Origin of the sequence: Ligilactobacillus sp. LYQ139 (genome assembly GCF_045033025.1) — a bacterium.
In the GTDB taxonomy this organism is placed as follows: Bacteria; Bacillota; Bacilli; order Lactobacillales; family Lactobacillaceae; genus Ligilactobacillus.
The window spans coordinates 122,569-141,674 of sequence record NZ_JBJFZW010000003.1 but is presented as its reverse complement, the minus strand read 5'-3'; the positions used below and the strand labels follow the sequence as shown (position 1 = coordinate 141,674).

The window sequence follows — 19,106 nt, the reverse complement described above, 5'->3', positions numbered from 1 at the left end:
AATACAATTACATACTCACTTTACATAGCGAATACGTACCTCCTAATACAAGGTAGTATACGTACATAAGAGCAAAAATAGTTATAATATCGTCAATTATAAGCATAGATATTGTCCTCAACGAATCGTAAACAATAGCATCCAATCCAATGAAACAAAATTATGTTTTAATCGTATAAAACAATGTTCCTGCTTAGTCGTTGATATTCCTCAATCGCTTCCCCATTCTAATAACCTGGGCGTAAAACATGGTAATAATTGTCATTCCAATATATACATCAAAAAATTCGATGCAGTAATTAAATACGCACATCCCAAGCGTATAACTCGTTATGTACATATATATTCCTACCAAACTAATAAGAAAAAGTATTAATGCGACTGTCAAAACACGCCGATTCCACGTGCTTACCACACATTTACTAATAATACGATGTGAAACACCTACATTTTGATGGTTAACAATTACAATATCAGCAGCAAAAATCCCCACTGTAATAAGCGCCACAGTTACTTCCCAATACCAGTGAATGTGCATTGGAACATCATAAAAAAGTGATCCTAGAATTGGCGCTAATAAAATTGGAAGAAAAATGGCAACCTCTTTATATGAATTTGAGACACTTCCTGCCGATTCTAAAAAAATATTTTTTTGGCAATCATACAAAATTTGTTTACGCCGTTTTTGATTTTTATTCTGGATTACCCCATACATTAAGTACCTAACATTTTTCATAATTAAAAATCCTTATCAATAAATTGATTTATCTTGTTATTAACAAATTTATCAACTACAGTGTCTGCAACTACACCTGTAGTAACACCTGCTACAGACCCAACCGGGCCACCAAAAAATCCTTCTATAGCGGTAGTCCCAGTGTCAATTATTCCATCCAAAACTATGTCTGTCCCGGTGGTTGCTATGACTTTAGCCGTTGCTTTAATTTTGCTTCGTGTATCTTTAAAATCATCGTACGCTGTGAATCCTAGCCCAACTAATGCTAATGCTTTACTATCAGCAAACTTCTCTACTTTGCCACCAACATATTTTGCACCATGAGAAATTTTTTCAAAATCTGACGCTAAATATGATGAATGTTTAGATGCCCAATGAAATCCTTTGCCAACTAAACCTACTGCACGTCCATAAGAGTGTTTAAATAAATCTAATCCTTTATCAGTTGCATGTAATACGTGATGTCCTTCATACTCCCAATGCTTCTTTTTTATATCATGTGCCCATTTCAAATCTTTACTACTTGGGGTCTTCATCACAGTACAACTTGAATTAGTAATATTGTTTGATTGAAGTTGTCATGCCGCAGCGTTAATATCCGCAGTCCCATTAAACCACTAAAGAAACTTGCTGATTCTCCACTAAACTCAATTAAGTGCTCCTTAATTCGTTCATATTTTTCCAAGCAATACGAATTTTGGCTTATTTGCGTTTCAAGCGAATTTGTAGCTGGACCATCCCCTGGACCAGTCATTTTATCCAAAGCATGGTTTAATTTGTCTCCCTCCAATTTATAATGGCGAATTTTTTCATCAAGTTCCTTAACACTCCAACTCCGGCTATCAACCTTATCGGTATAATCACTGTGTAACTTCTTGACCCCATCGCGTAGCTGATCACCCGCTGTAATAACCCCCGTAATAGCGGGATTAATTACTGACTTAATGAATGTTCGTGCCGAACGATAGGCCATTCCTTCAAGTCCATTACTCTCCGTCACATTATCTAACCATACGAAAATCATTACTTGCCTGCCTAATTGCAGACAAAACCATCGATAATCCCGAAAAGTATTTTTCCGATCAATTATCGTCTTCGTTCTTAAAGAATAGTGCTAACATTGCTCCAAGCATTGTTATAAACGTTAATCCCATATCAACATCAGTATTAAAAATTGATGCCCAACGTTGAATAGAATTATCTTCAATTTTATCGAACTTCAGTTTATTAATCTGATAAATAAAGAAAAAGCAATAAAATATTCCGACTACAACAAATGCAAAAATGACCAAAATTGAACCCGGGCGTACAATATTTTCAATTAATACTATTACTATGATAATCGCAGCAATCCCGGGGATTATCGCCAATTTTTTTGATCGTTGCGGTAATAATAATCCGACCGATAAACACACCAATGTAATAACAACGCCCATTGCATAGAATGCTGGAATAATCCAGCCAATATCATCTAAGGCCATATAACAACACCCATAAAACGAACAGGCAAATATCCAGAATAAATAATAGCCTATTATTTCTAAAAACAATTTCCATGGTTGACCATTTTTAATTTTTTCAGATAATTTATTCACGAATATCCCTGACAATACAGAAATGACTATAAAAGCCACTCCCCACGTTTCAAAATTACTTTCCGTTATATAAAACAAAGAACACGGTGCACACACAATTACGATGAATCCTAATATCATTCCTGAAAAAAGAACTCCTAAAGTCGATAAGATATATTGTTTACGCTTCATTTCACTACTTCCCATCAATATCTGAGTCAAACTCGCTCTTGGCAAACTCCATTCCTTCATGATTACCGTACACGGCTCCGGCAACGCCACCAAATGCGAACCCTGTAGCTCCGCCTTCAATTTCACCAGCTGCTGCTCCTAATTATTATCATCAGAACTGCTAAAAATTAACGCTATAATTCCCAATACTAGTGTCAAAAAGTTCAACATCAATAACTGACACGCCCAAAAAATATCTGACCAACACTGCCTTTGATCCTGTCTAATATTGTTAAATTTCAATTGATTTATTTGGATTACTGCGCCAACACAACATAAAATAATTAATCCTTCGAGTAAAAGACATTTAATTTTCGGATTGTTTTATTACTGATTTAATGTAGAGACTTTTACCTGAAATATTATGTGGACCACAAGCATAATTTCTATAAGGCAGAGCTGCTAACTGCTGGTTATTTCTGTCTGAATATTTTTCCCAATAACCCATTCGTAACCTCCTCTATTCAAAACCAATTAATTTTCCCATCTTTTTTGAACACTCAAAGCCATCTATATACATCTTTACTCCCTCCGTTCTTGCATCCGCATCTACTTCAAATCCCAATTCTTTATTTCCGTTTATATATCCTTCGATTTCAATAAAATTCATTGGTGTAAGATGCGTCTTCTGATACTCAATCGTAATCGTCTTAATCGCATGCCGTTGATCTTGTTTATGAACGTACCGTTTAATCTTCGGCGTTTCTTCCTTCACCAAACTAACCAACTCTTCATGCTGCTTAATTTTTTCTTCGTGCTGCACAATAATTCCCCTGGTAATTTTTATCCCTAACACCAGCCCTAAGACTACTAACACTGTCACTGTTATCGTGTTCCAATTAATTTTCTTTTTCATTTTGATTTCCTGTTTCTTATTTTATTTGTTCATCCGTTGCGTTCATCTTTCATATTAGGTTTAACAGATTATCTGACTCCCGATAAATCCCAGCAACATGGTGAACATGACTAGCCGGAAGATGCGCTTCACTTTTAGGAACAACAACGTAGGCTTCGACACCATCGGATTGTTTTACGATTGATTTGATGTAAAGATTACGGCCTGCAACACTATGTAACCCGCAATTATAATTTCTATATGATAAATTTGCTAATTGCTGGTTATCATAGTCTGAATATTTTTCCCAATAATCCATCAATATCCACCTTTATTCAAAACCTATTAGTTTTTGCATCTTCATAGAACAACCGAAACCATCTAAAGATAGTTTCACCCCTTCTGTTTCTGTATCTGCATCTACCTCAAATCCTAATTTTTTATCATTATTTATATATCCTTCAATTTCTATTTCATACATTGGCGTCATATGTGTTTTCTGATACTCAATCGTAATCGTCTTAATCGCGTTTCGCTGATCCTGTTTGTGAACATACCGTTTAATCTTCGGCGTTTCTTCCTTCACAAGACTAACTAACTCTTCATGCTGTTTAATTTTTTCTTCGTGCTGCACAATAATCCCCCTGGTAATTTTTATCCCTAACACCAACCCTAAGACTACTAACACTGTCACTGTTATCGTGTTCCAATTAATTTTCTTCTTCATTTTGATTTCCTGTTTCTTATCTCCTATGTTTATTCTTATAATATTAGCCAAATTATTTATTTAAGTTTTTAGTGATTTCAGGCAATTTTCTCGCTGCTACTTTTCCAGCCTGACCAAACAACACCGTTTCCAAGTCGTTCGCGATACCTGTCAGTTTACTATTAAGATTACTTTCAATTGTCTTCATATTCGTCATTGCAGTTTTAATCTCAGCGTTAGTTACCGCCTTAGCTGCTTCGGCTATTCCCTTAACCGCTTCCTTCTCAACTGTTTTTTTAGCATCTTTTAACTTATCGCCAACTTCAGAGAAATCCGATTTGATGTCATCATAATCCTTTTCAATTGTGCTCCATACACTCATTTTGTTCCTCCAACATTAAATAATTGCGTTACACTCGATATTGTTGACATTCGATTAGCATTGCTTTGATCTGTAGTATTGATATTATCCGCTGCGCCACTTAGTCCTTGTGTATATCCCGCCACCAGTTCTGCAACGTTATTTAATTCCTCTATTCGTCGCTTTAACTTCCGACATGGTTCAGTAACGTACCGGTGATAGGTATAACCAACATCATGAAAGGTACCGGTGATTTCACTTTCGGATAAATCGGGTGCTGCCACTTGAGCTGAAGATTTAGCATTCTTATACTGTGCCGGCAACGACTTCTCTAATCCTTTAACTAACATAGTGGCCTCCTCTACAGCAGTCTCCATGGAAGCAGTTAGTTCCGCAGCGCTTTTATTAATCCCAGATGGACTACCGCCAACTTGCATTGATTCAATTAACAAAAACGCATCTTCAGCCACTCCAGAACCGGAAAATAAGGGAAGCCGTGATACTTCCTTACAATACTTCAGATTCCCATGGTGAAAAAAGTAGCCACCCCACATGTGTTCACCCTTTAGCCCCTTATATTTGTTAGGACTAATAATTTCCATCAGATGGCCTGTATGAGGATACAAGGCATAACCCATTCCCACTACGTCTTTAGTATCAATATACGTATATGTCCGGTTACTCAAAATATGGGCATTTTCAAGCTCTGTTTTGGTTAACGTATTCATCATATTAGGCGACTCATAGCACCGCACGTTTTCAATCCGTTTTAGATACCTACGTTTTACACGACAACTAGCAACATAGGCGGAACTTCCACCATACGAATGCCCAGTTACGACAAACTTAGCATGACTATAGCGTGCCATTTCCTTATTCAAAATACTGGCTGCATCATGAAAACCTTCTGGTTGACTTTTAATTCCTACCAACTGATTACCTGCTCCAATAAGGTCGTTAGTCCAATCGGCTGGTCCATTACCGCTGAGATCTGCTGGACTATTAGATCCCCGGTAAATCACCGCAACATGATGGACATGACTTGGAGAAAGATGCGCTTCGCTTTTAGGGACAACAACATAGGCTTTAACACCGTCGGGTTGCTTTATTACTGACTTAATATAAAGCTTATGTCCTGCAACTTTATGCGGCCCACAATCATAATTTTTATATGTCAAGTTTGCTAATTGTTGGTTATCGTAATCTGAATACTTCTTCCAATAATCCATTAATACCCATCCTTACCTAAAACCCAATTAACTTTCCCATTTTAGTAGAACAAGAAAAACCACCTATGTGTAACCTTTCTCCTTCTGTTTCTGTATCAGCGTCTACTTCAAATCCTAATTTCTTATTCCCGTTTACATATCCCTCAATTTCAATAAAATCCATTGGTGTTACGTGCGTCTCTTGATACTCAATCGTAATCGTCTTAATCGCATGTCGTTCATCTTGTTTATGAACATAGCGCTTAATCTTTGGTGTTTCTTCCTTCACCAGACTAACCAACTCTTCGTGCTGCTTTACTTTTTCTTCGTGATGCATAATAATTCCGCCCCCAATAATTAATATGCCGATAACAAGCAACAAGGTTATCCATTTAATCCTCTTTTCCTTTTCCATCTCGCTCTTCCACCCTTTGTTTCTCGCTGGTGTACTCCTGTTTTAACTGAATTAATAAATTCTCAGTTTGTTTATTTAGCCCAAAATACTCCTTTTCGCAACGGTGCTGAAAAATCGTTTCCGCTCATTGATAAGGGGGGTTATCGACCAAATGAATTTCCCAATCCCTTTCTTTTCATTAGTGTCAACCACGTGCAACAGCAAACGCAACACCTAAAATCCGTTAGCTCCGAAGCCCAACAATGGTTTTCGGAGTAGAGTGTAACTAATATCTCTCTAACATAACCCCAAATCTTAGACATAAAGTCTAAAATTTGGGGTCAACAAATTTTTATCACCATTGTTTTGCTTTTCCCGATATTTTTTAATTAATCCTTCCACTTCGTCAATATCCGCTGCATTAAAGCAGTGCAACATTACATCTGAACCCAAACTTTTAGGGTATATAACACCCCCATACTCGAAATATTGCTCATCATCAACAACATTCCAACTAACAATCATTAACAGTATATTTTTGATTCGAACTATGGTTCCTAAAGGATATATATTCATTTAACTTCTCCAATGCGCTCCATATAAAGCACCTTTGAATACAAAGTAAATAAAATATCGTGAATAATTCAATGTGGATATTGTATTTATGATTTATTATACTAAATCTTTTCTAAACCTTTTCAAAATCATAAATGGCATAAAAGGCATAATAAACTCAGTATCGCTTAATTCGCAAATAATACCACATATTTTAACAGCTAAGCCCTTCTTCCGCGCCCGTTTCAGATATTTACGGACATTTACTTCTGCTGTCGATAAGATATCCTTTAAGTACGGAAGACTAAATAATTCGGCAAGTATGCTAACCCCAATATCAGTTAACGGCATTTTTAATACAAATTGAACTAATGTCGCCATCAGAATATAAACTATTATTGCAATTAAAATGTTTTTCTTTTTAGCATTAACGTAAAAAGAGTAATCATTACTATCCCGAAAGTCATATACACCAAAGGTACTACTATGAGCAATGAAATAGTTCTCCCAGAGTTATATATCAGTAAATCCGCTATTATAAAGCCATAAAGCCAGTATATTCCAAGCTGATAAGCTGCTCCTGCGATAAAACTTCGGAAAATAGAACAAGCTCCGGGATAATCGCTCATAAAATAGCCCGCTACTGCAGTTAAAACTAAACAACCTATAAATTGAAATCCAATATTAGAATTCAAAAATAAATCTTTATTGATATTGATAAGAAATAGATACAAAACTAGAACAATTATATTCATGATATAGCCCAAAACAAACGATAAAAACGCATAATATTTGCTAGGCGTGTTTGCTACTTTATCAAATCCATCCATGTTTTTATTCCCCTAAATTCCAAAGCAACATTACTACTACCTGCTAAACTTATTCAAAACTCCTTCGAAAAAATTTTAACCACATGCCTGGCAAAAAGAACAACATAAAATTGGCATTGTGCATTGTTTGTAAACAAACAGTGCATATTTGCGCCGACAAGTCCTCTGTATCAACGTATTCGAAATAATCACAAACATTATTCTTAATTAAATCAAAACACCATTCCATATATATAAGTGATAACAATTCAAGAATTACAAGAACTAAACAATAATATGCCCCCCCCTTTAAAGTAATTTGGTAAAATGCAACACTCATCACCATAAAGACTACGGCCAACACTAATTTCTTTATTCTATTACCCATGTCAAAGAAAAAATATGCTGTAAACATTACTGCCTCAAAAGTTACGTAAGATAAAATTAAAGCAATGAATATTATAATATCCTTACTCAAATAAGCTTGTAATAAACAAGAAAATAATAAATTAAGTATTATAATCGTAACAATAAAATAGATTACAGACGTACAAACAGTCAAAAAAACACTTTTTAAATCAACAACGTGTGCTAATAAAAATCCTAGAGCAATAACTATCACTAAATACGCTATATATTGAAAACCAATGCTAACATTAGGAATAAGTAAAATAACATTGTTTTTAAGGCAAGTTATGATTATGATACCCATCAACATATCAAGTACATATCCCAACATTAGCGATATATACGCACACCGTTTTTCTTTCTCATCATTTACCCTACTTAACTTTCCCATAATACTATTCTCCTATATCACGATCAGTAATCCACGATGTTGTTTCAACAGCAATTGTACTAAGCTTTTCTAATGTTGATTCCTTTCCCACACGTTTCATTGCATAATCAAAATTATTACTTTCAGGTTCAACTTGCTCCCATGCTAATTTTGTTGACTCGACTTCTAAAGCTATCAGTGTTGCTGATTTCACCACCCCCTTGATTAACGGCGACGATAATTCAACGTTTTGCTTTGGTTTCCACAAGTCTCTGCCTGGTAATGGAAGAACCCAAGTCTATTTTTGCCAGCGCTTACTATTCCTTAAATAACATTACTAACCAAATCTTTCTTTTATCATTGGAATGCTCATAAATGGTAACCAAATTAATTCCACCCATAAGGTTGGTATTTCTTCTAAAACAATACAAATTACAATCGATAATTTAAGCGAACTATTCGATAAATCTTGATAAATTTCGTTATAAACCTTCGATACATATTCGTGTAAATGAATGATTGATAACAATTCACATAAAACGCATAAACCCATATAGCATATTCCTACATGTAACATAAAGTAACAGACAGTTACCGTTCCAAAAATTAAACATAGTAGTATTATTAACCATACATTGGCTGTTAAATTACACTCAACGCCGTTAATAGCTACAATAACAATGTCAAACCCCATGACAAGTAAAAAAAATATTACAAATACTACTACAGAATGATAATTTAAAGCTGTTGTAAGTAAGAGACCAGCTAATGCTACCAGTGATACCACGAACACTACTAAACTAATACAAGATAAAATAATATTTTTATAGTCTGTAAAATTAAGTATCATCATTCCGGCTGATACAATTACAAAACCATCAATTAAGAATTGAATGTCAATACTTATCCCCGGAATTTGGGGAACAAATCCGTATTTAGCAAATAATATACTAGACACTGCGATTAAAACATATATACCGTATACATTTAAAAACGACAACAATGTATATCTTCTAGATAGCCGTTCTATATCTTTCATCTTAATTATTCTCCTAAATCTCGATCAGTTATCCACGATGTTCCTTCAACTGCAAGCGTACTTCCTGCAATTCCACCAATTCTTCATTCCTTCAAGGGTACCCCGCCCACGGCTAACATCTAATGTAATATGCCCTTTTTTCACAACGCTCTCCTCCATTAATTCTGAATCTCATCCAAAAATTCAACCTGACAATTCTTTAAATTCAACGTAAACGTACTGTTAAGCCAAAAAAGAATTGGAGTGACTTGTAACAAAAAATACGGCCCAACTAAGTTATTCGGCATGTCAAATGTAAGCCAGAGTCCTAAAACCTCTAATGCGCTCATCATAAAAAGTCCCGGTAATATTCGGAGAAGATCTTTCCCCGAATAAAGCCGAACTCGATACAGGGTGACACCCTGCGGAACCGTATATTTATGTGACCCATATTTCACAAAAAGAATCCCGAATACTATGCTAAATGCAATACTAATCACTGGCGGAATATGGAATATAACTGCATTGCCATTTCTACTCCATAAGTACCCGATTATTGCGAGAACTAGCCAAACGTAGAGTGGCCAACTAATATCACTTTGCTGATTAACATCATCGACTGTCTTCCAACAATAAATTGGCATGAACCACTGTAAAAACGGGAAAACCAGAAACAAGAAACGTTGACTGCTAATAAAGTTATACTTTTCTCCTGATTCGAGGGTAATCTTTCCCAAGAAATATTTATTTCCTTCCACGTATGCGTTTTGTTTCAATGTTTTTTCCTTTTCTATTAGTTCCAGTGACGATTATTTTTATCTTCCCGCAGATTCTTCATTATCAAGAAACTCAACTTGACAATGCTGAAGCCTCATTACCGTAAAATGACTTACATAGAAAAAAGCCACTGTAGCTGTAACTAATAAATACGGGCCAGCAAGATCACTAGGCATTGTTATTGTAAATGCCAACGCAGCAACCTCTAACAGAACAGCTATCATAAAAGCCGGTAATGCAGATAATGCTTCTTTACTTGGATAAAGCCGAACTTTATATAAAGTAACCCCCCGTGGAACCTGATACTTATGTGACAAATACTTCATAAAAAGTATTCCAAAAAGGGTTATAGCTGTAATGCTTAGTATAGGAGGAATTCTAAATGATAAAGATGTGTCTCCCTGTCCCTTTAAATAAGCCCAACAAGTAAAGATAACTAATACATTAAGCGGCCACTTAATAGTACTATTTTGATTCACATCGTCGGCTGTCTTCCAGCAATAAATCGGCATGAACCACTGTAAAAACGGGAAAACCAGAAACAAGAAACGTTGGCTACTAATAAAGTTATATCGTTCCCCTGATTCGAGAGTAATCTTTCCTAAAAAGTATTTGTTGCCTTCAACGTATGCCTTTTGTTTCAACAGACTACCTCCGTCCTAGTTAAATCCCCTTACCATATCATTATTTATCTGTCGTTCTTCTTTTATATCGTGCGCAGTCCCACTGTCTAATTTAGGGCTCATCCGATTAGTAACTTGGCGTTCTTCGTGTAACTCTTTTTTAGACTCTTTTGGCTCGGCTTCTATTTCCTTTCCTAAAACATCAACTGCGTGGCCTATATTGTTCATCGTATGCCTAAATGGCGGGTAATGTTTATATGCCATATTATATACTTCGCCTAATCCAATACTAATAAACGCACCAACTGGATCTGAAAGCCCTGATAAAAGCTTAGCTGTCACAGCACTAACCCCCACACCTCCAAAATCCTTCATAAGTGAAACACCAAAGTCACGCGTTTTCTTGAAGTTACGGCGGAAATCAAATGCCGATGTAATATACTGAAATATATCAGCACCTTTGCCCACTTTATCAGCTACCCGATACAATTCCCGTGCATGAAAAACTTTCCCCTTCTTCACAACATCTTTTCCAAATGCTGCGAAGAGACTAGCCGCATCATCTAACTTATCTTCTACCTCACTACGATTTTTGATCACGTTATAAGCGAACTCTGACCATCTATCAGAAATGTATTCTGCCCATTCCAAATCAACCGGAATCCCAAACACACCATTCACAACAGTCACCGACTGCATAACGTGTGTTCCCTGATCAAAAGCAGCACTTAATTTATCTATATCACCAAAAAGGGCGCCTGATTCCCCGTCATAATTCCGGAAATGCTGGAGAATTTGTTCTGCCTTTTGCAGGCGCGCTTGCGCATCTGTTCGTACTCCCTTAGTAGCGTCTGCAAATTTGTCCCCCGCCGACTTATCAATCTTATTGAGTGCTTTTTGCATATCATCAATCATTGAAATTTCGCCTTTGGCACTCGCAACTTCTTCCTGCAGTTCATCTTCACTGTGACTCTTAGAATCCACCTTAGCGATGTATTGCTGCGGTAACTGAGTCGTTCCCTGCTTAACTGCCTCTGACAGCATTACCGCTGCCTGTAACATTGGAACCACTACGGCTTCGGCGTAATCTTTAACGTGAGTACCTCCCATTCCACTTATATCGCTTGAAGCGGCCTGGGCAACTGTCGCACTAATTTGTTGAATATTGTTTCCTAATTCTGTACACGCCTGCTGGCAGCTACTTGCCTGCGCTTGTGAAGCCCCTAGGTCAAACCGTTTTCCCATAATCCTATTCCCCCATCATCACTACTATTCCCCAAACAGGTCCTGTTCTGCCTTCGTTTCATGACTAGCCTGTTGCTTCTCGACACGCTTTTGCAATTGATCAACATCAGCTAACTTAATCTTCTTTTCTTTAAGTAAATCGGCGTAAACTTGCTGGAAGCGCTGTTCTTCTTCGTCTTCGTAACCCTTATAAACAACCTTTTCAATATCACTGTTATTGAAATAGAACCGGCCATCGTCACCGTTCGAACCTTCTGGGAAACGGCATCCCTCATACTCAAAAAGCTGTTGTTCACCATCAACTTCGAAAACAATTGCCCGGTTAATTACAACTACCTTTACCGTGCCATCTTTTAAGTACAAAACTGTTCCTAATGGTAATAACATCTGGTTAACCTCCTATTACACAAAGAGGCGGTGTAGGCCGCCTTGTAATTTCTATTTATTAATGAATCTAACAACACAATTTCCCAAATTAGTAAACGCAAATAATAAGCAATACACTACACTTGGTTCGATAAGTGCAATTAAAAGCATTGGGACAATATCATTCTCGGCATATGGAATAAGTATCAACGCTCCTCCGCCCAATAAAATGTATAATACTAATCCTAGAAATGCGTTCCTAAGTCCTTGCTTTCGTGGATAAAGTCGTACCTTATACAGCTTACAATTACTTGGCACTCTTAACCCTCTCATAATAAATTTCACAACAATAATACTAAGGATTATTAACATTAAAATTAAAATGAATGCCGGGATTTTTACTGGAAGATACGCATTACCAGTTATTGGGAAAAGCACTGCTAACAATATTACAGTCCCAATCGGCGCATGATATTTTTCCCAAGTTTCAACAGTAACAACATCATCACCGCTTTTCCAACAATAGATTGGCATAATCCACTGTAAGAAAGGAAAAAGAATGAACAGCAGTCTTTCTCCCCCTAAGAACACAAACTTTTCGCCTGAACCTAACGTAATTATTCCACGCAGATTCCCATCAATTTTAACGTACGCATTTCGTTTCATTGTTTAAAAATCACCGTTTCCCTACAAACTTAATCTTGCAATCGTGTGGATCTAATAAAAGTTGCGATAATGCAATTGGAAAACATACAAATAAAACAATTCCTAATAAAATATACATTGCGCTGTTCGACATATTTTTTAAAAATATAAGCACTCCAAATATTGCAGAACCAATGTAAAAAAATAACCATCCAGCAACCCGTAAAATTCTTCTAACAGGAGGATATATTCGAACTTTATAAACCTCGCCTTTAGACGGAACCTTTGCCCATCCCGAGAGAACCCGCGTTAGCAAAAACGTTAATGCCACAATGGATACCAACATCACCTGCATCCGCTTGGTGATTAACGGTTTGCTGATATATTCTCCAATGCTGTCCGGCCGCCAGCAATAGATTGGCATGAACCATTGTAAAATGGGGAATAATATGAATAATAAATTTTCACCACCAAAGAAAAGAAATATTTCTCCGGATTGAAGCTTGATTTGTCCATGCAATTTGCTATCACATCGGACATCTGCTTGACGTTTCATAATTACGCCTCTCAATCCTGATTTCGATAAAGGTAATTAATTTTCAACTTTCTCCAGAAATTCAACGGAACATTCCCGAAGACTAAGTGCCGATAAATTCCCTGCATAAGAAAATAGCGGTATACATACGAACAGCATGTACGGCCCAATAAAATCACTTGGCATTGTCAGTATTGCCCATATAGCTATTATCTCAGGAAGTGAAACTAATATAGTAACTAATAACACAAAGGCTCCTCTTTTACCTGGATGAATCTGCACCTTATATAAGGTGGTATTTTGTGGAACCATAAATTTATGTGACATATATTTAATAAATATAATTCCAATAATAATCGCTATACTAAAACTTAATATGGGGGAATATAAAATGGTAAGGGAAAACCTACCCCCCAATTTCTAGTTAAAGGTATTAAACATATAAGTAAAACAACTGATGGCCAACTGATATTGCTATTCTGATTAACATCATCACTTTCTTTCCAGCAATAAACAGGCATTACCCACTGAAGAAATGGGAACATTAAATACAAGAAACGCTGACCACCAATAAAATTGAAGCGCGCCCCCGATTCTAAAGTAATTGTTCCCAAAAAACTTTTATTTCCCTTTATATATGCTTTCTGTCTCATTTTTTCTCCCATATTAGAATGTCCCGCTAAAAGCTAGATGTTATTGAGCACCAGTTAGGCCCGGTATATAGTTTTCAGGTAACTTATCAACATGCGCATGTTCGATAATCTTATCACCCTTATTCATTCCCCGCTTAATTTCACGATGTTCTTTTTCTATACTATCTTGATTCCGATAAAGTCAATTAATTTTCGACTTTCTCTAGAAATTCGACAGAACACTTCCGTAAACCCAATGCCAGTATGTTGCCCATACAAGAATAGAACGGCATACATACTAACAACATGTATGGGCCCAATAAATCACACGGCATAGTCAATGTTGCCCAGATGGCCACTACTTCAGGGAGTGAAGCGACCATATTAACTAATAATACGCATATCCCTACTATTCCTGGATGAATCCGTATTTTATACAAAGTAACATTTCGTGGAATTTTAAACTTACGTTCCAAATATTCCACAAACATAATCCCAACAGTAATTGAAATTCCAAAGCTCAAGACCAGAGGAATATGAAATGGTATTGGGAATCCAACACCCCAATTTCTAGTTAGTGGGATCAAACATACAATTAAAATTGCTAGTGGTATATTAAAATTAATATCCTGGTTAACATCATCACTTTTCTTCCAACAGTAGACCGGCATTACCCATTGAAGAAATGGAAACATTAAATACAAAAAACGCTGGCCACTAACGAAATTAAATTGCTCTCCAGACTCGAGAGTAATCGTTCCTAGGAAATTTTTATTTCCCTTTACGTATGCTTTTTGTCTCATTTCTTCTCCTTTTAAATTAATCTACTAAAAACTAGGCGTTGTTGAATAACCATTAGGCCCCGGCATCGAGTTTTCGGGCAACTTATCTACCGCATGTTTGATAATCTTATCGCCCTTATTCATTCCCCGTTCAAATTCACGATGTCCTTTTTCTATACTATCTTGATTCCGATAAAGGTAATTAATTTTCAACTTTCTCCAGAAATTCAACGGAACACTTTCTAAGGTTAAGTGCTGCTATATTATTTAAATAAAAATAGAACGACGTAAATAGTACTAATAAATACGGACCACTGAAGTCATATGGCATAGCAAACGTTAACCACATAGCTCCTACTTCGATAAGCAAAAACAATAAATCAAGTAATAATATGACCACTCCCGTTATCCCCAAATGAATTTGTATTTTATATAAAGTAACGTTTTGTGGCATCTTAAACTTAAGCGTCATATACTTGATAAACACTATTCCCACAGCAAGTGCAATTCCCAAACTTAATACAGGTGGAATATAAAATGGTGACGGGAACCCTGCACCCCAATTTCTAGTCAATGGCCCTAAACATACAAGTAGGAGTACTAATGGCCAGATAATATTACTGTCCTGGTTAACATCATCGCTTTCTTTCCAGCAGTAAATCGGCATCACCCACTGTAAAAAGGGAAGCATTAAATACAGAAAACGCTGGCCGCCAATAAAATTGAAACGTTCGCCTGATTCGAGAGTAATCGTCCCTAGAAAATTTTTATTTCCTTTTATGTATACCTTTTGCTTCATTGCTAAATCCATTACCTAACGTTCCTTTTTCTCAATAAACTCAATCTGACAGTCATGGACATCCATTAAGCCAAATAGGAAAATATACTCCGCCAAGTATGCCAATAGACATAACAACATCACTGGAAACAAGTACTTTATCAACGTTGAAAAACAAATCATAACAAGAAACATGAAAATTAAATACACAGCTAACCCCCGCAATCCCTGAATAATTCCATATTTTTGAGGATGAATGCGAACCTGATAAACCTTCCCACTCCGCGGGACTCGTGTAATAAACTTAATTACATCAACCACGCAAATAGCCATTAAAATTGCCCAAACAAAAACTGGAAGATGGAGCGGCAGGCGAATATTGTCGTCTGTTGGGATTAACTTAGCTAATGCCCCACCAAAAATTCCTATCACTAGTGTTTCCCAAAGTGTGCGCTTGTTTCCTGAATTCTGGTCAATCTCTTCTGCTAAATCATCATCACGCCAGCAGGAAATCGGAAAAATCCATTGTAAGAACGGAAACAATATAAATAAGATGTTTCCTCCACTTACAAACACAAACCGTTCTTCCGAACCCAAGGTAATTATGCCCCGCAGGTGACCGTCAACTTTAACATACGCAGTCCGATTCACTAGCTACGCCACCTCTTTTCATTATAAAAACACGGCAACAATACAATCCTTTAAATTAATAGGCAAAGTAACAAACTGTGCGCCTCACTTGATTTAACAAAAACTCAATTGATATTTTCAAACATAACCCCAAATCTCAAGCGCAACACTTGAGATTTGGGGCTAATTATTTCTCATTTTCCTTCTTATCGTCTTTCTCAGCTTTTGCCTTCTTGTACTGCTCCTGTAACTCAGCATACTCATCATCCAGTTTGGTTAACTTCTCATTATATTCTTCTGCTAAGTCCTCTAATTGCTGCACGCCTACCCGTCCGGCTTGACGTGAACGTTCAACAGAATCAGCAAGCACATACCGATACTTGCTCTTTCCTAAATCGTCTAACATTTCTTTCTGAAAACGAGCATTCTCTTCCGAAACTGACCGTAAAATATCAGTATTCTTATGCAGCTTCTTAATGTCAGTTAGTAATTCTTCTTTTTTGTCTTCCAGTTTATGCAACTGCCTTCTTAAACTAGAAATATCTTCTTTCGCCATTAGGCCATTCCCCGTTCTTTGAGTAGCTTTTTAACAGGATCTTCAGTATCATGAGACACCATCGATAACCTAGGCAACTGCAATGTTTTTACTTGTTTTTTTACTAATTCCGAGAAATTATTAAATTCCGGTGATTTATATCCTTTAAACAATACATTTGCAACATCTTCGTTATTGAATGGAATCGTACCGTCATTACCTATTCCCTCAGGGAAAATACAACCACAATAATCAAAATAACCACGCCGTCCATTCTTAGAATATATTGGGACGTATCCTATAACCATTACCTTCACTTTTACATCTTCTTTTAGACTCACTACACTCCCAACAGATAACATTCATTATCCCTCCTCGAACGTCTTTAAACGTTTAAACGGAATCTCGCCTTTATCAAGGCTATGCTTAATAAACTCATCAAACTCTTTTTGATCCTCATTATCAAAGCCTTTATAGACAATTTCGGTTATATCCTCATGATTAAAAAAAGCCATATTTTCGTCTATTCTCCCCTCGGGATAAAGAAACGCTCCATAATCATAGTAGCCCTCTTTATTTTTCTTTGTGCTCACAGGCATTATTGAAGCAATTATTAATAAACTATTATCCTTCGAGAATCGCGTTTTTACTATTGTTCCAATTGGCAACAAAATTCTCACCCCTTATTAAATTTTATACTTATGAGGTCGCACATATTTTATCCAAACATATCCCATTTCAATATATGTCAGAACAAACACAGCCGTTATAAAAATGGCAAAATAAACCAATAGACACGTACCCAAACATTTTTTTAAAAAATAAAGAGCAATTATTAACACATCGATAGCAACAAGCAATCCTATTGCTCTAATCAAAGTTTTATTAGCATCCTTCACGATTTTTTCAGAGGAAATATTTTCAAAATCATTAGGATTATTCTGATGTTTAAAGTGAAATGCACATATTCCCATAAGTCCTACAACTACTCCTATTAGCCAATGGATACGCATTGGAATATCGGAAATATGATCAAACGAGCCTAAAAGAAATGTTACTAATAGCGCAGCAACAACAACATCCTCAGTCCTTTGCCCTTTAAAATTATTCTTTCTTTTCACAAACTTATGCTCTTTTAAATCAAAAGACACTAACGTACGTTCATTTTTCTTAGAACCACGCCGTGTAATCTCTCCCCATTTAACGAAACGAACCTTATACATATCTCATTATCTCCCATCTATTGCATGATTGAGTTTCTTATCAACCCATGAATCTATATATTTATTAGCCTCATAACTAACTGCAACACCAGCTGCTGTACCAACAGGACCATCAAAAACGTCACTAAGCGATGCTAAACCCGTAATTCCTGCATCAACAACTCCATCAACCGCTACCTTAATTACCTTATTTGCTCCATCATCAACAACCTGTTTTGCTCCCTCCCTAATGGCCGCACCTATTACACTTCTTCCGGAATCTCGCTCCTGCTTATATCCAGATATAATTCCAGCCATTTTTTCATATTTCCCAGACCATTTCCCAAGATGACCAAAACGCTCCGAATATCTTTTAAATTTCCTGGGATGAGCAGACTTTTTCCCAATCCAGCCAATAACACCTGAAGCTCCTTTTGCTAATTTACCAATCCAATGTCCAACTTTATCATGATCAGTTAAAAGACCATTACGATGATAATCACGCACACGTTTGTCTAAATCTTTTCTCCAATATAGTTTTTTACTGTTCGGAGTTTTCATCACAGTACATTCAGGGTTGGTAATATCTTTTGACTGAAGTTGTCTAGCGGCGGCATTGACGTCTGCAATTATTCCACTTATCCCACTAAAAAATTTGGATGATTCTCCGCTGAACTCAATTAAATGCTCTTTAATTCGTTCATATTTTTCCAAGCAATATGAATTTTGGCTTATTTGTATCTCAAGGGAATTTGTAGCTGCGCCATCCCCTGGACCAGTCATTTTATCTAACGCTTGATTTAACTTTTTTCCCTCCGATTTATAATGGCGAATCTTTTCATTAAGTTCCTTAACACTCCAACTACGGTCATCAACCCTCATAGTGTACTCACTATGCAACTTCTTGACCCCATCACGTAACTGGTCACCGGCTGTAATAACCCCCGTGATAGCAGGGTTGATTACCGACTTAATAAATGTTCGCGCCGAACGATAGGCCTTTCCTTCAAGTCCATTACTCTCCGTCACATCATCAACCGTGTTCCGTAACTCACGAAACTTGTCGTTCAACTTCGAGACAGCTGAACTAGTACTACTTGCTTGTGACGATACTGAACCCAACTTAACTTTGATTCCACCTGATGCCATTG

General features: G+C 36.6%; 32 protein-coding genes. All 32 read right to left on the bottom strand.

Going from position 1 to position 19,106, the window contains the following annotated elements; all coding sequences use genetic code 11:
* Positions 1 to 193: 193 nt before the first annotated feature.
* Complete coding sequence (locus ACI3E1_RS04185; RefSeq protein WP_405024403.1) at positions 194 to 736, bottom strand: hypothetical protein; 543 nt, start codon at positions 734 to 736, stop codon at positions 194 to 196.
* Between the two features lie 2 nt (positions 737 to 738).
* Entirely contained in the window at positions 739 to 1,272 is a 534-nt protein-coding gene (locus ACI3E1_RS04180) for a hypothetical protein (RefSeq protein WP_405024402.1), read from the bottom strand.
* Positions 1,272 to 1,760 carry a hypothetical protein gene (locus ACI3E1_RS04175; protein ID WP_405024401.1) on the bottom strand — a complete coding sequence of 163 codons (489 nt, stop codon included), beginning with the start codon at positions 1,758 to 1,760 and terminating at the stop codon, positions 1,272 to 1,274. The genes ACI3E1_RS04180 and ACI3E1_RS04175 overlap by 1 nt, the downstream gene beginning before the upstream one ends.
* Before the next feature lie 58 nt (positions 1,761 to 1,818).
* A complete protein-coding gene (locus ACI3E1_RS04170) occupies positions 1,819 to 2,628 on the bottom strand; it encodes a hypothetical protein (protein ID WP_405024400.1) in 810 nt (269 codons plus the stop codon).
* A gap of 220 nt (positions 2,629 to 2,848) precedes the next feature.
* Entirely contained in the window at positions 2,849 to 2,989 is a 141-nt protein-coding gene (locus ACI3E1_RS04165; RefSeq protein WP_405024399.1) for a hypothetical protein, read from the bottom strand.
* Between the two features lie 12 nt (positions 2,990 to 3,001).
* A complete protein-coding gene (locus ACI3E1_RS04160) occupies positions 3,002 to 3,397 on the bottom strand; it encodes a DUF1433 domain-containing protein (RefSeq protein WP_405024398.1) in 396 nt (131 codons plus the stop codon).
* Positions 3,398 to 3,446: 49 nt separating this feature from the next.
* A complete protein-coding gene (locus tag ACI3E1_RS04155) occupies positions 3,447 to 3,695 on the bottom strand; it encodes a hypothetical protein (RefSeq protein ID WP_405024397.1) in 249 nt (82 codons plus the stop codon).
* 12 nt (positions 3,696 to 3,707) lie between these two features.
* A complete protein-coding gene (locus tag ACI3E1_RS04150; RefSeq protein WP_405024396.1) occupies positions 3,708 to 4,103 on the bottom strand; it encodes a DUF1433 domain-containing protein in 396 nt (131 codons plus the stop codon).
* A gap of 52 nt (positions 4,104 to 4,155) precedes the next feature.
* Positions 4,156 to 4,464: a hypothetical protein gene (locus tag ACI3E1_RS04145; protein WP_405024395.1), complete on the bottom strand. Its 309-nt coding sequence runs from the start codon at positions 4,462 to 4,464 to the stop codon at positions 4,156 to 4,158.
* The gene (locus ACI3E1_RS04140) at positions 4,461 to 5,672 is read right to left on the bottom strand and encodes a lipase family protein (protein WP_405024394.1); all 1,212 of its coding nucleotides are present in this window, start codon (positions 5,670 to 5,672) and stop codon (positions 4,461 to 4,463) included. The genes ACI3E1_RS04145 and ACI3E1_RS04140 overlap by 4 nt, the downstream gene beginning before the upstream one ends.
* Positions 5,673 to 5,688: 16 nt before the next feature.
* Complete coding sequence (locus ACI3E1_RS04135) at positions 5,689 to 6,066, bottom strand: DUF1433 domain-containing protein (protein WP_405024393.1); 378 nt, start codon at positions 6,064 to 6,066, stop codon at positions 5,689 to 5,691.
* 294 nt (positions 6,067 to 6,360) lie between these two features.
* The gene (locus ACI3E1_RS04130) at positions 6,361 to 6,621 is read right to left on the bottom strand and encodes a DUF4176 domain-containing protein (protein WP_405024392.1); all 261 of its coding nucleotides are present in this window, start codon (positions 6,619 to 6,621) and stop codon (positions 6,361 to 6,363) included.
* Positions 6,622 to 6,717: 96 nt separating this feature from the next.
* A complete protein-coding gene (locus ACI3E1_RS04125; protein WP_405024391.1) occupies positions 6,718 to 6,981 on the bottom strand; it encodes a hypothetical protein in 264 nt (87 codons plus the stop codon).
* Positions 6,982 to 7,004: 23 nt separating this feature from the next.
* Positions 7,005 to 7,430 carry a hypothetical protein gene (locus tag ACI3E1_RS04120; RefSeq protein ID WP_405024390.1) on the bottom strand — a complete coding sequence of 142 codons (426 nt, stop codon included), beginning with the start codon at positions 7,428 to 7,430 and terminating at the stop codon, positions 7,005 to 7,007.
* 49 nt (positions 7,431 to 7,479) lie between these two features.
* Positions 7,480 to 8,208: a hypothetical protein gene (locus ACI3E1_RS04115; RefSeq protein ID WP_405024389.1), complete on the bottom strand. Its 729-nt coding sequence runs from the start codon at positions 8,206 to 8,208 to the stop codon at positions 7,480 to 7,482.
* Positions 8,209 to 8,212: 4 nt separating this feature from the next.
* Entirely contained in the window at positions 8,213 to 8,401 is a 189-nt protein-coding gene (locus ACI3E1_RS04110) for a hypothetical protein (protein WP_405024388.1), read from the bottom strand.
* A 123-nt stretch (positions 8,402 to 8,524) separates the two neighbouring features.
* Positions 8,525 to 9,226, bottom strand: a complete 702-nt coding sequence (locus tag ACI3E1_RS04105; RefSeq protein ID WP_405024387.1) for a hypothetical protein — start codon at positions 9,224 to 9,226, stop codon at positions 8,525 to 8,527.
* Between the two features lie 158 nt (positions 9,227 to 9,384).
* Entirely contained in the window at positions 9,385 to 9,981 is a 597-nt protein-coding gene (locus ACI3E1_RS04100) for a hypothetical protein (RefSeq protein WP_405024386.1), read from the bottom strand.
* A 39-nt stretch (positions 9,982 to 10,020) separates the two neighbouring features.
* A complete protein-coding gene (locus tag ACI3E1_RS04095; RefSeq protein WP_405024385.1) occupies positions 10,021 to 10,626 on the bottom strand; it encodes a hypothetical protein in 606 nt (201 codons plus the stop codon).
* A 15-nt stretch (positions 10,627 to 10,641) separates the two neighbouring features.
* Positions 10,642 to 11,850: a T7SS effector LXG polymorphic toxin gene (locus ACI3E1_RS04090; protein ID WP_405024384.1), complete on the bottom strand. Its 1,209-nt coding sequence runs from the start codon at positions 11,848 to 11,850 to the stop codon at positions 10,642 to 10,644.
* A gap of 24 nt (positions 11,851 to 11,874) precedes the next feature.
* Positions 11,875 to 12,237 (bottom strand): DUF4176 domain-containing protein, encoded by a 363-nt coding sequence (locus ACI3E1_RS04085; RefSeq protein WP_405024383.1) that lies wholly within the window; start codon positions 12,235 to 12,237, stop codon positions 11,875 to 11,877.
* 51 nt (positions 12,238 to 12,288) lie between these two features.
* Positions 12,289 to 12,882: a hypothetical protein gene (locus ACI3E1_RS04080; RefSeq protein WP_405024382.1), complete on the bottom strand. Its 594-nt coding sequence runs from the start codon at positions 12,880 to 12,882 to the stop codon at positions 12,289 to 12,291.
* Between the two features lie 10 nt (positions 12,883 to 12,892).
* Positions 12,893 to 13,417 (bottom strand): hypothetical protein, encoded by a 525-nt coding sequence (locus ACI3E1_RS04075; protein ID WP_405024381.1) that lies wholly within the window; start codon positions 13,415 to 13,417, stop codon positions 12,893 to 12,895.
* Between the two features lie 350 nt (positions 13,418 to 13,767).
* Positions 13,768 to 14,049 carry a hypothetical protein gene (locus tag ACI3E1_RS04070; RefSeq protein WP_405024380.1) on the bottom strand — a complete coding sequence of 94 codons (282 nt, stop codon included), beginning with the start codon at positions 14,047 to 14,049 and terminating at the stop codon, positions 13,768 to 13,770.
* A gap of 185 nt (positions 14,050 to 14,234) precedes the next feature.
* Entirely contained in the window at positions 14,235 to 14,831 is a 597-nt protein-coding gene (locus tag ACI3E1_RS04065) for a hypothetical protein (protein ID WP_405024379.1), read from the bottom strand.
* 181 nt (positions 14,832 to 15,012) lie between these two features.
* Positions 15,013 to 15,621: a hypothetical protein gene (locus ACI3E1_RS04060; protein WP_405024378.1), complete on the bottom strand. Its 609-nt coding sequence runs from the start codon at positions 15,619 to 15,621 to the stop codon at positions 15,013 to 15,015.
* A 3-nt stretch (positions 15,622 to 15,624) separates the two neighbouring features.
* Complete coding sequence (locus ACI3E1_RS04055) at positions 15,625 to 16,239, bottom strand: hypothetical protein (protein WP_405024377.1); 615 nt, start codon at positions 16,237 to 16,239, stop codon at positions 15,625 to 15,627.
* Positions 16,240 to 16,405: 166 nt separating this feature from the next.
* Complete coding sequence (locus ACI3E1_RS04050; protein ID WP_405024376.1) at positions 16,406 to 16,774, bottom strand: hypothetical protein; 369 nt, start codon at positions 16,772 to 16,774, stop codon at positions 16,406 to 16,408.
* Positions 16,774 to 17,115, bottom strand: coding sequence for a DUF4176 domain-containing protein (locus ACI3E1_RS04045; RefSeq protein ID WP_405024375.1), 342 nt, complete (start codon positions 17,113 to 17,115; stop codon positions 16,774 to 16,776). The genes ACI3E1_RS04050 and ACI3E1_RS04045 overlap by 1 nt, the downstream gene beginning before the upstream one ends.
* A gap of 3 nt (positions 17,116 to 17,118) precedes the next feature.
* The gene (locus tag ACI3E1_RS04040) at positions 17,119 to 17,421 is read right to left on the bottom strand and encodes a DUF4176 domain-containing protein (protein WP_405024374.1); all 303 of its coding nucleotides are present in this window, start codon (positions 17,419 to 17,421) and stop codon (positions 17,119 to 17,121) included.
* An 18-nt stretch (positions 17,422 to 17,439) separates the two neighbouring features.
* Positions 17,440 to 17,976, bottom strand: a complete 537-nt coding sequence (locus ACI3E1_RS04035) for a hypothetical protein (RefSeq protein ID WP_405024373.1) — start codon at positions 17,974 to 17,976, stop codon at positions 17,440 to 17,442.
* 6 nt (positions 17,977 to 17,982) lie between these two features.
* A complete protein-coding gene (locus ACI3E1_RS04030) occupies positions 17,983 to 19,104 on the bottom strand; it encodes a hypothetical protein (RefSeq protein WP_405024372.1) in 1,122 nt (373 codons plus the stop codon).
* Positions 19,105 to 19,106: the final 2 nt, after the last annotated feature.

Excerpts from the sequence above, each read along its gene's own strand:
- ACI3E1_RS04185 (WP_405024403.1), bottom strand. The coding sequence starts at position 736 with ATGAAAAATGTTAGGTACTTAATGTATGGGGTAATCCAGAATAAAAAT.
- ACI3E1_RS04180 (WP_405024402.1), bottom strand. The coding sequence starts at position 1,272 with ATGAAGACCCCAAGTAGTAAAGATTTGAAATGGGCACATGATATAAAA.
- ACI3E1_RS04175 (WP_405024401.1), bottom strand. The coding sequence starts at position 1,760 with ATGATTTTCGTATGGTTAGATAATGTGACGGAGAGTAATGGACTTGAA.
- ACI3E1_RS04165 (WP_405024399.1), bottom strand. The coding sequence starts at position 2,989 with ATGGGTTATTGGGAAAAATATTCAGACAGAAATAACCAGCAGTTAGCA.
- ACI3E1_RS04160 (WP_405024398.1), bottom strand. The coding sequence starts at position 3,397 with ATGAAAAAGAAAATTAATTGGAACACGATAACAGTGACAGTGTTAGTA.
- ACI3E1_RS04155 (WP_405024397.1), bottom strand. The coding sequence starts at position 3,695 with ATGGATTATTGGGAAAAATATTCAGACTATGATAACCAGCAATTAGCA.
- ACI3E1_RS04150 (WP_405024396.1), bottom strand. The coding sequence starts at position 4,103 with ATGAAGAAGAAAATTAATTGGAACACGATAACAGTGACAGTGTTAGTA.
- ACI3E1_RS04145 (WP_405024395.1), bottom strand. The coding sequence starts at position 4,464 with ATGAGTGTATGGAGCACAATTGAAAAGGATTATGATGACATCAAATCG.
- ACI3E1_RS04140 (WP_405024394.1), bottom strand. The coding sequence starts at position 5,672 with ATGGATTATTGGAAGAAGTATTCAGATTACGATAACCAACAATTAGCA.
- ACI3E1_RS04135 (WP_405024393.1), bottom strand. The coding sequence starts at position 6,066 with ATGGAAAAGGAAAAGAGGATTAAATGGATAACCTTGTTGCTTGTTATC.
- ACI3E1_RS04130 (WP_405024392.1), bottom strand. The coding sequence starts at position 6,621 with ATGAATATATATCCTTTAGGAACCATAGTTCGAATCAAAAATATACTG.
- ACI3E1_RS04125 (WP_405024391.1), bottom strand. The coding sequence starts at position 6,981 with ATGGCGACATTAGTTCAATTTGTATTAAAAATGCCGTTAACTGATATT.
- ACI3E1_RS04120 (WP_405024390.1), bottom strand. The coding sequence starts at position 7,430 with ATGGATGGATTTGATAAAGTAGCAAACACGCCTAGCAAATATTATGCG.
- ACI3E1_RS04115 (WP_405024389.1), bottom strand. The coding sequence starts at position 8,208 with ATGGGAAAGTTAAGTAGGGTAAATGATGAGAAAGAAAAACGGTGTGCG.
- ACI3E1_RS04105 (WP_405024387.1), bottom strand. The coding sequence starts at position 9,226 with ATGAAAGATATAGAACGGCTATCTAGAAGATATACATTGTTGTCGTTT.
- ACI3E1_RS04090 (WP_405024384.1), bottom strand. The coding sequence starts at position 11,850 with ATGGGAAAACGGTTTGACCTAGGGGCTTCACAAGCGCAGGCAAGTAGC.
- ACI3E1_RS04085 (WP_405024383.1), bottom strand. The coding sequence starts at position 12,237 with ATGTTATTACCATTAGGAACAGTTTTGTACTTAAAAGATGGCACGGTA.
- ACI3E1_RS04080 (WP_405024382.1), bottom strand. The coding sequence starts at position 12,882 with ATGAAACGAAATGCGTACGTTAAAATTGATGGGAATCTGCGTGGAATA.
- ACI3E1_RS04075 (WP_405024381.1), bottom strand. The coding sequence starts at position 13,417 with ATGAAACGTCAAGCAGATGTCCGATGTGATAGCAAATTGCATGGACAA.
- ACI3E1_RS04070 (WP_405024380.1), bottom strand. The coding sequence starts at position 14,049 with ATGAGACAGAAAGCATATATAAAGGGAAATAAAAGTTTTTTGGGAACA.
- ACI3E1_RS04065 (WP_405024379.1), bottom strand. The coding sequence starts at position 14,831 with ATGAGACAAAAAGCATACGTAAAGGGAAATAAAAATTTCCTAGGAACG.
- ACI3E1_RS04060 (WP_405024378.1), bottom strand. The coding sequence starts at position 15,621 with ATGGATTTAGCAATGAAGCAAAAGGTATACATAAAAGGAAATAAAAAT.
- ACI3E1_RS04050 (WP_405024376.1), bottom strand. The coding sequence starts at position 16,774 with ATGGCGAAAGAAGATATTTCTAGTTTAAGAAGGCAGTTGCATAAACTG.
- ACI3E1_RS04045 (WP_405024375.1), bottom strand. The coding sequence starts at position 17,115 with ATGTTATCTGTTGGGAGTGTAGTGAGTCTAAAAGAAGATGTAAAAGTG.
- ACI3E1_RS04035 (WP_405024373.1), bottom strand. The coding sequence starts at position 17,976 with ATGTATAAGGTTCGTTTCGTTAAATGGGGAGAGATTACACGGCGTGGT.
- ACI3E1_RS04030 (WP_405024372.1), bottom strand. The coding sequence starts at position 19,104 with ATGGCATCAGGTGGAATCAAAGTTAAGTTGGGTTCAGTATCGTCACAA.